This is a genomic window from Rhizobium sp. UGM030330-04, from assembly GCF_003208455.1.
GTDB lineage: Bacteria > Pseudomonadota > Alphaproteobacteria > Rhizobiales > Rhizobiaceae > Agrobacterium > Agrobacterium rhizogenes_A.
Genome location: NZ_QKML01000005.1, coordinates 100,630 through 114,421 on the forward strand (window position 1 = coordinate 100,630; position 13,792 = coordinate 114,421).

A 13,792-nucleotide genomic window follows, 5' to 3' on the forward strand; every position below is an offset into this window, starting at 1 on the left:
CGCCGGCAATCCAGCCGGGCGTCATCAACAGGAACTGAACTGTCCACTGCTCTTCCCAACTCCGTGATCCATCGCAAGGGTTTCATCAATGAAGCTTTTTTCCTGCGCTTCCTGCGGCCAGCCGGTCCATTTCGACAATCGTTTCTGCGTCTCCTGCGGCCATCGTCTGGCCTTTGTGCCGGAGCGGCTTTGCATGGAAGCGCTTGCGCCTGCCGGCGAGCCGAACTGGCAGATCGTCGCGGAGCCGGAAAAACAGGTGCGTTTCTGCGCCAATGAGGTGAACGACATCTGCAACTGGTCGGTGCCGGCGGAAAGCGATAGCGCCTTCTGCCCGGCTTGCAGCCATAATCGTCTGGTGCCTGACATCGCGACGGAACAGGGGATCGAACAGTGGCGTCGCATCAGCCAGGCGCAGCGGCATCTGTTTTATTCGATCCTTCGGCTGGGCCTGCCGCATCCCAACCGTGATGTTGATCCGGCCGGCGGCCTCGTCTTCGACTTTCTGGTCGATGCGGTGGCGCCCGACGGTTCCGTCATTCCGGCGATGACAGGACACGATGAGGGGCTGATCGCCATTCGCGCGGCGGAAGCCGACGACGTGACGCGCGAACAGGTGCGCGCCAACATGAATGAGCCGTATCGCACCCTGCTCGGCCATTTCCGCCATGAGGTCGGGCATTTCATCTGGAACAAGCTGGTGCGCGACGACAACCGGCTGGAAGCCTGCCGCGCCGTCTTCGGCGATGATCGTGAGGACTACGGCGCGGCGCTGCAGCGCAATTATGAACAGGGACCGCGTCCTGACTGGCAGGAAAGCTTCATAAGCTCCTATGCCTCGGTTCACCCCTGGGAGGACTTCGCCGAATGTTTCGCCCACTATCTGCATATCGTCGATACGCTGGAGACGGCACGCGCTTTCGGCGTGGCGGTCGACCCGGACGGACATGAGGAAATGGCGGCGGAGGTGACGTTCGATCCCTATAACGCCCGCAGCGCCGCGCAGCTGGTCAAGGCCTGGATTCCGCTGAGCGTCGCCATCAATTCCATTCAGCGCAGCATGGGGGAGGCGGACCTCTACCCCTTCGTGCTGACGCCGCCGGTGGTGGCGAAGATGGAGTTCATTCACGACCTGCTGCATGGGAGGGTGGCGTCGATAGTAGAGCAGAATTCGGTAGTGCAATGAATGCCGGGGAGGAGGAGAGGCCTGATCAGGGGAAGCATCGTTTTCTTCTCCCGTCATACCGGCCTTGTGCCGGTATCCAGCCAGCCCAAGTCCTTGGGCTGAAAGGAGCCTTTCTGCCGGGCAGACGCCCGTTGGCTGGATTCCTACTCAAGGCCGGAATGACGAAGAGGGGTTGTTTTCGTCAAGAGGGACAAGTCTGACCGTCGAGGAGAGGCGCATCACTGTGCCCCTCGCTTCCATTTCTCCCAATATCCCGTCACGAAGCCCGCTTCGTCGGCTGGAAGCGTTCGCGCAGAAGCTTCAGCGCCGTATCGCCCGAGACCGGGGTGCCGAACAGGAAGCTCTGGCCGAAATGGCAGTTCATGCGTGCCAGTTCCGCCGCATCTTCAGGCGTTTCGATGCCTTCCGCTACCACCTGCATGTCGAGCGCCCGCGCCATGGCGATGACGGAGCGCAGGAGCACGTTGCGTTTGTCGCTGGTATTGGCCACCAGCGCCTTGTCGAGCTTGATGGTGTCGAAGGGGAAGCGGGTCAGATAGGCGAGTGACGAATAGCCGGTGCCGAAATCGTCCATGGCGAGGCTGAGGCCCGTTTCCTTCAGCTTGGAAAGCACAAGCCGCGCCTGTTCCGGATTTTCCATGACGACGGATTCCGTCAGCTCCAGCTTCAGCTGCTGTGGATTGCAGCGCGTGCGGGTCAGCATGCTGCGCACGTCATTGTACAATTCGTTGTTCAGCAGCTGTGCGCTCGAAATATTGACGGAGATGAAGATCGGCATCTTCTCGATGGCATGTTGCCAGTCCATCAGGTCGGTCGCCGCCCGTTCCAGCGCAAACATGCCGAGCGGCTCGATCAGGCCGGAGGCTTCCGCGATGGGAATGAACTCGCTCGGCGGAATATTGCCGCGCTTGGGGTGCTCCCAGCGCATCAGGGCTTCAAAGCCGGCCAGCTCGCCATCGTCGAGCTTCACGATCGGCTGATAGGCGAGCGACAGTTCCTTGCGCTCGATGGCGCGGCGAAGGTCGCTTTCCATCTGCAACCGGTCGGTGCCTGAGGTGCGGAAGGCGGGGCGGAACGGCTCGACGCGGTTGCCGCCGGCGCGCTTGGCGCGGTACATGGCAAGTTCCGCATCGCTCAAGAGGCCGGCCGCACTTTCCTGCTGGTCGATCCATGAGACGAGGCCGATGGAGGCGGTGAGGATGATTTCGCGGTTGGCGAAATTGATCGGCACCATGATCGCCTTGTTCACCGCATCGGCGAAATCGGCAACCCGCTGCGGATCGCGCTCGGACGTCAGGATCAGGCCGAATTCGTCGCCGCCAAGACGCGCGAGCGTATCCTGCGGCTTCAGCAGACGGCGTAGACGCCGTGTCAGCGCGATGAGGATATTGTCGCCCGCGGCAATGCCCAGCGTGTCATTGACGAGCTTGTAGCGGTCGATATCGATCGCCATCACCGTCGGCTTCACCCCCTCGCTGTCGGAGGAAAGGTTGAGGATCGATTGCAGGCGGTCGAGGAAGACCTGCCGGTTCGGAAGTCCGGTCAGATTGTCGTTCATCGCATCCTGCAGCAGCCGCTCGACGGAATTCTTCTGCTCGGTAATATCGGTGATGGTGCCGACGCAGCGGATGATTTCGCCGTTGGAGCCAAGAACCGGCCGTGCCCGGATTTGCAGCCAGTGGAAATGCCCGTCCTCGGCGCGAATGCGGAATTCGTGGTTGAGGCGGCCCTTGCGATGGTCGAGCAGCACGTCGAGCGTCGCCTTGAACCGGTCGCGATCATCAGGGTGCAGACGTGGCAGCCAGTTGCGCGCCGCCCCATGCATGGCACCGGGTTCCAGCCCCAGCCGGTTGGAAATATCGGGCGTGGTGACGATGCGGTCGCGCGTCACATCCCAGTCCCAGACCGTGTCACCGCTGCCCGTCAGGGCCAGCGACTGGCGTTCGAGATCGGAGAACAGGCCCTGCTGATAGGCGCTGCCGGCAAAGGCGTGCTGGATGACAGTAAAGCCGATCAGAAGCACGATCAGCACCAGCCCGCCGCCGAGCGCCGGCTGCACGATGTCGTTGTCCAGTTGCCCCGTCACCGTCAGCCAGCTGCCGAACAGCCAGACGAGGATCAGCGCCCATGAGGGCACCAGGAGAATGGCCCGGTCATATTTGTTGAAACCGAGATAGATGATGAGCGCGATGCCGGCGGTTGCCGTCAGCGCGAAGGACACGCGGGCAATGCCTGATGCGACCGAAGGATCGTAGATCGCGACGCCGAACAGCAGCGCCAGCCCCACCACCCAGGCAAAGGTCGCATAACCCAGATGCGCATGCCATCGGTTGAGATTGAGATAGGTGAAGAGGAAGACCACGAAGCTGGAGGCGAGCGCCACTTCGGCGCCCGCCCTCCATATTCGCTGGTCGCTTGAGGTGACCGTGATGAGTTTTTCGAGAAAACCGAAATCGACGCAGATATAGGCAAGCACCGCCCAGGCGAGTGCGGCCGAGGCCGGCAGCACCGAGGTGCCCTTGACCACGAAAAGGATGGTCAAAAGCACGGCCAGCAGGCCGGCAATGCCGAGCACGATGCCGCGATAGAGCGTAAACGCGTTGATCGTGTCCTTGTAGGCTTCCGGCTCCCACAGATAGAGCTGCGGCAGCTGCGGCGTGGAAAGCTCGGCGACGAAGGTGATGACGGAGCCGGGGTTGAGCGTGATGCGGAACACGTCGGCATCCGGGCTCGGCTGCCGGTCGAGCGCAAAGCCTTCGCTTGGCGTGATCGCCATGATGCGCTGCGAGCCGAGATCGGGCCAGAACAGCTTGGAATTCACGAGGCGGAAATGCGGGGCGACGATGACGCGCTCCAGCTGCTCTTCCGACACGTTGGCAAGCGCGAAAACCGCCCAGTCGCCCTGGTGGTCAGTGGAACTGGCGCGCACCTCGATACGGCGGCGGATGCCGTCGGGGCCGGGCGCGGTCGAGACCTGAAAGGCTTCGCCCTGATTGGCATAGATATCGGTGGTGGCGGTGAGATCGAGAGCCGTGTCGTCACGGGAAATCTTCACCGGCTCGAAGGCGTAGGAATAAGAGGCGAAAAGCAGGAAAAGAAGGAAAAACGGCGCAGCCAGCGCGATTGCCGCCAGACGTTTCGCAAGGCGAGGCGCAGTGTGAGTGTAGGTCATGTATCGTACTTCGTTCCGCCGGAGCTTTGCTTGTCGGCAAGAAGGGAAAACATCATATGATCCCGCCATTGGCCATTGATTTTCAGATATTCCCGCAGGAGGCCTTCCCGCTGGAACCCGGCATTTTCGAGGAGCCGGATGCTTTTGAAGTTTTCCGGAATACAGGCTGCCTCGATACGGTGCAACTGAAGTCCGTTAAAGATGTATGGTATTACCAATTTTAATGCGGCAGACATATGGCCTTGGGCGGCGTGGCGTTCGCCGATCCAGTAGCCGATCATGCAGCTTTGCGCGGCACCCCGGCGGATGTAACCGATGGTGATGCCGCCGACCAGCAGTGTCTCCTTCTCGAACAGCAGGAACGACACCGCCGTGCCGGAGGAAAATTCCTGGCCGTTGCGCACCACGCGCAACCGGAAAGAGGATTCGGTCAGTTCGTCCGGCCGCCATGTGGGTTCCCATGGCTGCAGAAACTGCCGGCTTTCCGAGCGCAACACATGCCATTGCTTGAAATCGCTGTAGCGCGGCAGTCTGAGAAGATGATTGGCGCTGCGCAGTTCGGGCGTATCATTGTGTCGGGAAAGAAAACGCAGCATTCACGATCCCTGTGCGGCAGATATCGCCATCCGTAAGCAGGATGGCGAAAAAACTGAGCGGTTTCTGTCCTCAAATCCCGCTCTCATATCGGTTTATCCGTTCGCCTTTATCCTTGCGGGCTGCTGCGCGGAAAGTGCGGCAGTGACGTCTGAAAGAGGTGGCAGATGTTCGAGCGGGCCAATTGCGGACAATGTCGGAACTGTATCGAAAAACAGCCGTCCCGCAAGATCGGTCAGGCGTTCGCGCGTGATGTCGCCGAGGCGCTCCATCATCTCCTCATTGGGGATCGGCCGGCCGTAAAGCATCATCTGCCGGGCCATCTGGCCGGCGCGGGCGGCCGGGCTTTCCTGGCCCATCAGCAATTGCGCGCGGATCTGCGCCCGGGCGCGATCGATTTCTTCCTGATGGATGGTCTGCGAGGACTTGCGCAGCTCATCGAGAATGACGGGAACCAGTTCCGGCAGGTCGTTGCCGCCGGTTGCCGCGTGCACGCCGAAGATGCCGGTATCGGAAAAGCCCCAGTGGAAGGCATAGACCGAGTAACACAGGCCGCGATATTCGCGCACTTCCTGAAACAGGCGGGACGACATGCCGCCGCCGAGAATATTGGCGAGAATCTGCGAACAATAGAAATCGCGGGCGTGATAGGCCTTGCCCTCGAAGCCTAAAAGCACCTGCGCGTCCATCAGGTCGCGGGTCTCGCGGATTTCGCCACCGGTATAGATCGCCTTTTCCATGACCGGCGTTGCCGCGGGCACCAGCGGCAGCGAGGCGAAACGCTCCTCCACCTGCTTTACGAAGCTTTCGTGGTTCACGGCACCGGCCGCGACGACGAAGATGCGATCCGTTGTGTAATTGCGGGCGAGATAGTGCCTGATCTGGCCTGTCGTGAAGGATTGCACGGTGTCCGGCGTGCCGAGGATCGGCCGGCCGATGGTCTGGTCGCGATAGGCGACACCGGAGAAATTGTCGAAGATCACATCGTCAGGCGTATCGGTCGCAGCGCCGATTTCCTGCAGGATGACGTTTTTCTCGCGCTCCAGCTCGTCTTCATCGAACAGCGATTCCGTCAGGATGTCAGCAAGAATATCGACGGCGAGGGGGACGTGGTCTTTCAGGACGCGGGCGTAGTAGGAGGTGGTTTCCGTCGATGTCGCGGCGTTGACTTCGCCGCCGACATTTTCGATTTCTTCGGCGATCTGCCGGGCGGTGCGGCGTGCCGTGCCCTTGAATGCCATATGCTCGAGTAGATGGGCGATGCCGTGTTCGGCAGTCGTCTCGTTGCGGGACCCGGATTTGATCCACACCCCAAGAGCAACGCTTTCGAGATGCGGCATTCTTTCCGTCACAACGGTCAACCCGGACGAAAGCCGGGTCACATTAACTCTCATACTCAACGTCTTTCCGCGTCTCTATTTGCCGGCGCGTGCATGTTGGCCGATGAAGGTTTCCACGGCTTTCAGCTCTGTGTCCAGAATGTCGAAACGCTCCTCCCGGTTCATAATGTCAGCTAGCCATAGTGGAAGCGCCGGGTCGATTGCGCAAGCGGATTTTACAGCGGCCGGGAATTTAGCCGGGTGGGCGGTAGACAGAACTACCATCGGGCTTCCTGCTTTTTCGTGCTTTTCCGCCACGAAAACACCGGTCGCCGTATGCGGGTCGATCAGGTATCCGGTTTTCTCAAGCGTCTCGCGGATGGTCGCCGCCACCTGCTTTTCGGTGGCGCGGCCGGCGCGGAAATCGCGTCTGATGAATTTCAGTGCCTTCGGCGGAATTTCAAACGCGCCGGACTGCTTCAGACCGTCCATAGATGCCTTCACCGCCGCGGAATCGCGGTCATAGGCTTCAAACAGCAGGCGCTCGAAGTTGGACGAAATCTGGATATCCATGGAAGGCGAGGTGGTGGGCTTGACGCCACGCATCTCGTAACGGCCGGTCTTCAGCGTGCGCGCCAGAATGTCGTTGTCATTGGTGGCGATGACCAGCTTGTCGATCGGCAGGCCCATCTTCTTGGCGACGTAACCCGCAAAGATATCGCCGAAATTGCCGGTCGGAACGGTGAAGGACACCTTCCGGTCAGGGCCGCCGAGCGACAGCGACGCGGTGAAATAATAAACCACCTGCGCCATGATGCGCGCCCAGTTGATGGAGTTGACGCCGGAAAGCTTCACGCCGTCGCGGAACTTCACGTCGTTGAACATTTCTTTGACCAGCGTCTGGCAATCGTCGAAATTGCCGTTGATCGCCACCGCATGCACGTTGGAAGCGGTGGAGGTCGTCATCTGGCGCTGCTGCACCGGCGAGACCTTGCCGTTCGGGAAAAGGATGAAGATGTCGGTGCGCTCGCGCCCGGCAAAGGCGTCGATGGCCGCACCGCCCGTGTCGCCCGAGGTTGCGCCGACGATGGTGGCGCGTTCGCCGCGCTCAGTCAGCGTATAGTCCATCAGGCGGGCGAGAAGCTGCATCGCCACGTCCTTGAAGGCGAGCGTGGTGCCGTGGAAAAGCTCCAGCACGAAAGTGTTCGGACCGGTCTGCGTCAGCGGCGCGACGGCCGGATGGCGGAACGTCGAATAGGCGTCGTCGATCATCGCCCTGAACTTGTCGGCCGGAATTTCGCCGCCGGTGAAGCGGTAGAGAACCTCGAATGCGACGTCCTGATAGGATTTGCCGCGCAGGTTGCGGATTTCCTTCTTCGTCATGGAAGGCCATTCGCGGGGCACGTAAAGCCCGCCGTCCCGGCCAAGGCCCGCCAGAAGCGCGTCGCAGAAACCAAGCGAAGGGGCCGCACCCCGGGTCGATACATATTTCACGAGATAGTCCCCTGTCCTTAACCGGCCTTGTCCTTAACCGGTATGTCCGTCGCCGATCTTCGGCATCTTTTCCAGCAGCGTCTCACGGAAATGAGGCGATTGGCGAGGTATTGAAGGGCTTTTCTGAAAATTCAAGCAAAACCGAACATGCCAATCGATTTTTTCCGGCGTCGCTGCTATAGACCATCGCCAACCTGCGTGAAAGGTCAATAAACAGCGTCTCCGGTTCGGTTCCGGGACAATGGAGAGGGAATTAGAAGAGTGTCAGGGAATTTCTTGCGTTTGTCCGCCGCGATGTCGCTTCTGGCCGTCGTTGCAGGATGTAATTCCTCCAATCCGTCGGACTCGCTTGCCGTCAACCCTCCAGCTGCGCAGGCCAATGCCGTCACCCCGGTGGTGCAGGCCAACTGCCCGACGGTCACGGTTCTCGACGCCAACGCCGTGCACCGCGTTTACGCCGGCGGCGCCAAGGACGACCCGCAGAAACTCGCCTATCAGGTCTCGCTGTCAGACACGACACGCTCGTGCACCGCAAATGAATCCACGCTGACGGTGAATGTGCTGGCGCAGGGCCGCCTCGTTCCCGGCCCGATGGCCAAGCCCGGCCGCGTCACCGTGCCGATCCGGGTGACGGTGAAGGATGGCGACGGCGAGGTCTACGGCGAAACGACCAATTTCGCCATCGATGTGCCGGCAGGCTCCGCCGGCACGCAGTTCATCTTCAACAACGACCACGTTGCCATCCCCAATGGACCGGGCGGCGCACCGAGGTCGGTCAGCGTCTATATCGGCTTCGGCGGCGAGAGCGCGAAGGCGAAGACCAAGCGCCGGTGATTTGACGGGCTAGACGAAAAAAACCGGAGGCTGTTTTTACAGCCTCCGGTTTTTTATTGCTTACAGGCCGCCCAACATTCGCAACGTCATCCTTGGGCCTGTCCCGACAATTCAATCGCGTATCGGAAAATCAATCGGTTGCAGATGCTCGGGACAAGCCCGAGCATGACGGGGAGGCCCTGTGCCACGGCCACCTCCTCAGAAAGCGCCTTCCCACTCCGCCATCGCCGCGATCACGGCCGGCAGGTCCTGCATGCGTGAAATCACCGTTTCGGCGCCGGCATCGGTCAGCCGGTCGGCGTGGCTCGGATAGGTGTGGGATGCGCCGGTAAAGCCGATGACCCGCATGCCGGCGGCTCTTGCGCCATGGATGCCGTGCACGGAATCCTCGACCACGACCACGCGGTCGGGGGAAACGCCGAACTGGGCCGCGCCATGCAGGAAGATGTCGGGCTTCGGCTTTACCCGGTCGGGCCCGAGGTCCTTGGCGGAATAGATATGCGGCGCGAAATAGGGTTTCAGACCCACCTTCGTCAGCATCATGTCGAGGCGGTGGCTCGAGGAGTTCGAGCAGATGCAGCGCGGCGTCGTGAGGCGCGACAGCGCGAATTTCACGCCCTCGATGATCTTCACGTCGCGCTCCAGCCGCATGTCGAGCAGTTTTTCCGACTTGTCGAGCAGGGAAGCGGAGAGCGGGATACTGGCTTCGCTTTCCACTTGCAGGAGGATGTTCTTCCAGGTCATGCCGGCGAAACGCTCGCCCATTTCCTCGACGGAGATCGGATAACCGGCTTCGGTGAGCAGGCGGGATTCCACCTGTGCGGCGATGATTTCGGAATCGACCAGAACGCCGTCACAGTCGAAAATAATGAGGTCGAAGCCGCTCATGGGCGCTCCCTGTATCGGATTTGCTTGGAGGAAGGTGATGCCGGGCTTTTAGACCATGTCCGCGCCAAGCTCAACCGGTTCGCCCGCAAGGGTCGGTCCGGCCGGGCTCATGGCTTGCCCGGGCCGGAGACCGGGAATGGACAAGTGGCTGACGGATTTCGAATATTCCATCTTGCGCATCTGGAACCTGCAAAAACCGCTACACAGTCGCGCGGCATATGCGTTATGGGATATTATGCCCAAGTCAGTGAAAACCATACCTGAAGACACCATTGCCGCACGCATCAGCCGGACGCTCGCCGACCGTATCGTCCGCGGTGAGCTGTCGCCGGGCGAACGGCTGCGGCAGGATCATATCGCCGCCGAATTCGGCGCGTCGCATGTGCCGGTGCGCGAGGCCTTCCGCCGGCTGGAAGCGCAGGGGCTGGCCGCCAGCATTCCGCGCCGGGGTGTCCGGGTGGCGGATTTCGGCCTTGACGATGTGCGCGAAGTGGCGGAAATGCGCGCCGCCCTTGAGGTTCTGGCGCTGCGCCACGCCATTCCCAACATGACGTCAGCCATTCTCGACCAGGCCGAGGCCGCGACGCTGGAAGGTGACAGCGCCGTTGACGTGCAGCACTGGGAAGAGGCCAATCGCCGCTTCCATCGCCTCATCACCGCGCCCTGCAACATGCCGCGCCTGATGGAGGCGATCGACGGCCTGCATGCCGCAAGCGCCCGTTTCCTGTTTTCCGCCTGGCGGGCCGGCTGGGAGCGCCGCACGGATACTGACCACCGCGCAATCATCGACGCGTTGCGCGGCGGCCGCGCCGAAGAGGCGGTACGCATCCTTGACGGACACGTGCAATGGATCGGCCGCAAGGCCATCCGAACCTCGTCCGGCTCGGTGCGCGACGCCTTCGCCATCGTCGGATAGGCGGGCGGCCTGTGACTGTCCGGCTCCGCCCCCACCATCTTCTCTGTATGCTGACCTATGTCGGCAAGGGCTATACTTCCGGCTTCGTCGAAAATTACGACCGTGTCGCCGCCCGGCTGAATGCGGGCGAGGAGGATATCGAGCTGGTGGATGGACCGGATGATATCTGCACCGGCCTGCTCTGCGAAAGCCATGCCCACTGTTTCAACGAAGGCGTGGTGCAGCGGGACGAGGCGGCGCGGCTTTCAGTGTCGACACTTTTGAACGAGACGCTTGCCCCCGGAAAACGGCTGCGGGCAAGGCCGGACTTTCTTGCAAAAATGCGTCTCGCCTTCGCCGCCGGAGACATCCGGCAGGCCTGTCGTGGTTGCCAGTGGATAAGGCTGTGCGACCGTATCGCGGCATCAGGCTTCGCCGGGGTGAAGATAGGAGAGCGGCTGCAAACGACGGCCAAGCCCGCGACGCACTGTTCCAACCATCCGATGCTCAGACCTAAGGATGGGTGGTTCGGCCGCAAATTGTGACGCCTTCTCCTCCCTCACTCCTGTGACAAGCACAGGAATGAGGGCCGCGCCGTGCCAGTTACTCCGGCACATTCGTCTCGGTCCGCTCCGCCGCCTTCACCGTTGCCTTGATCTCCTTCGGGTCGCGCCCGGACCTCTTGTCGTAGCTCACCTTCACCGAATAATCGCCGGGATGCAGCGTTTCCTGATGCTGCGTACCATAACGGCCGGAAATTTCCTTCTGTGTACCCTGAAGATCCTTGGTGGTTTCGACGATATCGATCCGCTCCGCGCCGGGGGCGGTGATTGCGAGAACCCCGGCATCGAGATCAAGGGTGATTTCCGTGCGCTTTCCGGCGGTCACCGTGAAGGGCTGCTCCACCGTCACCTTGCCGAGACGGGCGCGCATGACGAAGTCTCCGGCCGGCATTTCCATCATCTTGCCCGTGCCATAGGTGCCGTTGATGGTCTGGCGTGTGCCATCAAGGGTTTCCTTGGCGGACATCGCCTCGAAACGGATGTCGTCGGTTTCGACGGCCCGGCCGCCCGCCGTATAGAGCGCCTTGGCGACGACCACGCCGCTTGGAATGACTAGCTCGTGGCTGATCGTTTCACCGGCCTTGATAGCAAGGGTTTCCTGCGCCCGCGCCGGACCTATGCTGCCGGTGAGGACAATCTCGCCCGCCGGTACGAAGACGGTGTTCTGGCCATAGACGCTGTCCTTGAAATCGCCCCTGGTGATTTCGGTTTTCGCCTGGGTTTCCACATCGCCGCCGGGACTGCGTTTCGGCACGACAGTCAGTTCCGCCGCGTCGAAATTCACCTTCGGCCTCGCGACGCTGCCATCCTTCACCTCGAAGGCAATTTCGCGGGTCACATTGCCCAGCGCCGCGACGCCGACATATTTGCCGGCCGGCAGCTTTGCCTCGAAGGTGGCGTCATAGGAGCCGCCGGCATTGACGTCGGTGCGTGCTCCGGCCCTGTCTGTCTTGTAGAAATCCCACCGCACCCTGTCGCTGTTGCCAAGCGAAGGGCCGCCGTCGAACAGCACCGCATCCGTCACCACGTTGAATTGCGCTGCCGGCGTCGGCGCCTGCGCCTGCGCCTGTAATGGCGATGGCAACGCCGCGGCAACAAGAGCGGCGCAGACGACATTCACGGAAAAAGAAGCCATTTTCATCATGGACCCCATTGCGGATTCCCCCTGCTTTTGCCGGCCCTCCCGCCGCGTAAGTCTGCGAACAGGAGAACCCGTTGTGCACAACGTTTTTGCGCCGCTTCGGGTTCCAAGCCTGTGGCCGCAAATCCCGGATGCCGGTCGCAACAACCATTTATTTTGCATTTTCCGTGACTTGTTCAGGCTTTGATAACCATCTTCGGTAACCATAAGCGTCAGTAGAGAGTAAGCGTATGGAGCGAGTACCAATGGCAGCAGTTTTTCCGCTGGCCGATTTTCGGCGTGCCGGTTTTGATCGTGCGGGCGAGAGTGACGCCTGGAAAGACAGCATCATCAAGGGTGATTGTGTCGCTGCCTTGGATGCCCTCCCGAGCCAGTCGGTCGATGCGATTTTCGCCGACCCGCCCTATAACCTCCAGCTTGGCGGCACGCTGCACCGGCCCGATCAGTCGCTGGTTGATGCCGTCGATGACGAATGGGACCAGTTCGCCTCCTTCGAGGCCTATGACGCCTTCACCCGCGCCTGGCTGCTCGCCTGCCGCCGCGTGCTGAAACCGAACGGCACCATCTGGGTCATCGGCTCCTATCACAATATCTTCCGCGTCGGCTCCATGCTCCAGAACCTCGATTTCTGGATCCTCAACGATATCGTCTGGCGCAAGACCAACCCCATGCCCAATTTCAAGGGCCGCCGTTTCCAGAACGCGCATGAGACCATGATCTGGGCGAGCCGCGATCCGAAAGCCAAGAGCTATACCTTCAATTACGAAGCGCTGAAGGCCTCCAACGACGATGTGCAGATGCGCTCCGACTGGCTGTTCCCGATCTGCAGCGGCAACGAGCGACTGAAGGGCGAGGACGGCAAGAAGGTGCATCCCACCCAGAAGCCGGAAGCGCTGCTGGCGCGCATCATCATGGCCTCCACCAAGCCGGGCGATATCGTGCTCGACCCGTTCTTCGGCTCAGGCACCACGGGTGCCGTTGCAAAACGTCTCGGCCGCCACTTCGTCGGCATCGAGCGCGAGCAGGATTATATCGACGCGGCATCCGCCCGCATCGCCGCCGTCGAGCCGCTCGGCAAGGCGGAACTGACCGTCATGACCGGCAAGAAGGCTGAGCCGCGCGTGGCCTTCAACACGCTGGTGGAAAGCGGCCTTGTGCGCCCGGGCCAGGTGCTGACGGATGTGCGACGCCGTTATAGCGCCATTATTCGTGCCGATGGTACTCTGGCATCCGGCGGGACCGCCGGCTCCATTCACCGCCTCGGCGCGAAGGTGCAGGGTCTCGACGCATGCAACGGGTGGACGTTCTGGCATTTCGAGGACGGCGACGAACTGAAGCCGATCGATGATCTCAGAACCATCATTCGCAGTGAAATGGCAAAGGCCGAATAGTCGAAAGCCTAAAAGGCTGAAGACGGACGATCCACCGCCCGCCCTTGTCAGAATACGTCTCTGTCCGGTTTAGTACCTTCAGTCCCGGATGGAGAACGACCAACGCCCGGCACCTCAGTGTCGGGCGTTGGTATATTCGAATATATAACTTTAGCCAGACAAGTTTCGCGCAAGAGACCGGTCATAGTGTCTGATGCAAAGCAGTGGTTGTGAAAATCCGGTTCGGACAGATCACGAAAACGCTGCTGTTCCATGCCGCTTGCGGCAGGACTGGCGCAGGCCGGAGACCGCCATTTCCGCCTGCGCCAATTTTCTTTT

The 13,792-nt window shown here is 61.1% G+C and carries 11 protein-coding genes; 5 read left to right on the forward strand and 6 right to left on the reverse strand.

The genetic code is table 11. The features are described 5' to 3' along the window. Nucleotides 1–88 precede the first annotated feature (88 nt). Nucleotides 89–1,183 carry a zinc-binding metallopeptidase family protein gene (locus N434_RS09275; RefSeq protein ID WP_110757331.1) on the forward strand — a complete coding sequence of 365 codons (1,095 nt, stop codon included), beginning with the start codon at nt 89–91 and terminating at the stop codon, nt 1,181–1,183. 256 nt (nt 1,184–1,439) lie between these two features. On the opposite strand, the gene N434_RS09280 is transcribed toward N434_RS09275, so the two are convergent. From N434_RS09280 to thrC, 4 genes are all read right to left on the reverse strand, one after another. Then, entirely contained in the window at nt 1,440–4,355 is a 2,916-nt protein-coding gene (locus N434_RS09280) for a sensor domain-containing phosphodiesterase (protein ID WP_110757333.1), read from the reverse strand. Next, nucleotides 4,352–4,951 (reverse strand): GNAT family N-acetyltransferase, encoded by a 600-nt coding sequence (locus tag N434_RS09285; protein WP_065115060.1) that lies wholly within the window; start codon nt 4,949–4,951, stop codon nt 4,352–4,354. Before N434_RS09285 ends, N434_RS09280 begins: the two co-directional genes overlap by 4 nt. Before the next feature lie 93 nt (nt 4,952–5,044). Next, nucleotides 5,045–6,343, reverse strand: coding sequence for a M16 family metallopeptidase (locus N434_RS09290; protein ID WP_065115061.1), 1,299 nt, complete (start codon nt 6,341–6,343; stop codon nt 5,045–5,047). Between the two features lie 21 nt (nt 6,344–6,364). Then, nucleotides 6,365–7,762 (reverse strand): threonine synthase, encoded by a 1,398-nt coding sequence (gene thrC / locus N434_RS09295; protein WP_110757335.1) that lies wholly within the window; start codon nt 7,760–7,762, stop codon nt 6,365–6,367. A gap of 294 nt (nt 7,763–8,056) precedes the next feature. On the opposite strand from thrC, the gene N434_RS09300 reads away from it, so the two are divergent. After that, a complete protein-coding gene (locus tag N434_RS09300) occupies nt 8,057–8,596 on the forward strand; it encodes a PilZ domain-containing protein (RefSeq protein WP_161991645.1) in 540 nt (179 codons plus the stop codon). Between the two features lie 198 nt (nt 8,597–8,794). On the opposite strand, the gene N434_RS09305 is transcribed toward N434_RS09300, so the two are convergent. After that, entirely contained in the window at nt 8,795–9,484 is a 690-nt protein-coding gene (locus N434_RS09305) for an HAD family hydrolase (protein WP_065115063.1), read from the reverse strand. A 235-nt stretch (nt 9,485–9,719) separates the two neighbouring features. On the opposite strand from N434_RS09305, the gene N434_RS09310 reads away from it, so the two are divergent. Both N434_RS09310 and N434_RS09315 read left to right on the forward strand, forming a co-directional pair. Further along, nucleotides 9,720–10,400 carry a GntR family transcriptional regulator gene (locus N434_RS09310; protein ID WP_110757338.1) on the forward strand — a complete coding sequence of 227 codons (681 nt, stop codon included), beginning with the start codon at nt 9,720–9,722 and terminating at the stop codon, nt 10,398–10,400. Between the two features lie 47 nt (nt 10,401–10,447). Beyond that, on the forward strand, nt 10,448–10,924 hold the full coding sequence (locus N434_RS09315; protein ID WP_110757340.1) for a DUF1284 domain-containing protein: 477 nt from the start codon (nt 10,448–10,450) through the stop codon (nt 10,922–10,924). A gap of 58 nt (nt 10,925–10,982) precedes the next feature. Here the strand turns inward: N434_RS09315 and N434_RS09320 are convergent, their stop codons facing one another. Beyond that, nucleotides 10,983–12,095 (reverse strand): hypothetical protein, encoded by a 1,113-nt coding sequence (locus N434_RS09320; RefSeq protein ID WP_110757342.1) that lies wholly within the window; start codon nt 12,093–12,095, stop codon nt 10,983–10,985. 233 nt (nt 12,096–12,328) lie between these two features. Here N434_RS09320 and N434_RS09330 point away from each other — a divergent pair, with 233 nt between their 5' ends. Continuing rightward, nucleotides 12,329–13,474: a site-specific DNA-methyltransferase gene (locus N434_RS09330; protein ID WP_110757344.1), complete on the forward strand. Its 1,146-nt coding sequence runs from the start codon at nt 12,329–12,331 to the stop codon at nt 13,472–13,474. Nucleotides 13,475–13,792: the final 318 nt, after the last annotated feature.

Coding starts and splice junctions, on each gene's coding strand:
- N434_RS09275 (WP_110757331.1), top strand. CDS start 89: ATGAAGCTTTTTTCCTGCGCTTCCTGCGGCCAGCCGGTCCATTTCGAC.
- N434_RS09280 (WP_110757333.1), bottom strand. CDS start 4,355: ATGACCTACACTCACACTGCGCCTCGCCTTGCGAAACGTCTGGCGGCA.
- N434_RS09285 (WP_065115060.1), bottom strand. CDS start 4,951: ATGCTGCGTTTTCTTTCCCGACACAATGATACGCCCGAACTGCGCAGC.
- N434_RS09290 (WP_065115061.1), bottom strand. CDS start 6,343: ATGAGAGTTAATGTGACCCGGCTTTCGTCCGGGTTGACCGTTGTGACG.
- N434_RS09300 (WP_161991645.1), top strand. CDS start 8,057: ATGTCGCTTCTGGCCGTCGTTGCAGGATGTAATTCCTCCAATCCGTCG.
- N434_RS09305 (WP_065115063.1), bottom strand. CDS start 9,484: ATGAGCGGCTTCGACCTCATTATTTTCGACTGTGACGGCGTTCTGGTC.
- N434_RS09310 (WP_110757338.1), top strand. CDS start 9,720: ATGCCCAAGTCAGTGAAAACCATACCTGAAGACACCATTGCCGCACGC.
- N434_RS09315 (WP_110757340.1), top strand. CDS start 10,448: ATGCTGACCTATGTCGGCAAGGGCTATACTTCCGGCTTCGTCGAAAAT.
- N434_RS09320 (WP_110757342.1), bottom strand. CDS start 12,095: ATGGGGTCCATGATGAAAATGGCTTCTTTTTCCGTGAATGTCGTCTGC.
- N434_RS09330 (WP_110757344.1), top strand. CDS start 12,329: ATGGCAGCAGTTTTTCCGCTGGCCGATTTTCGGCGTGCCGGTTTTGAT.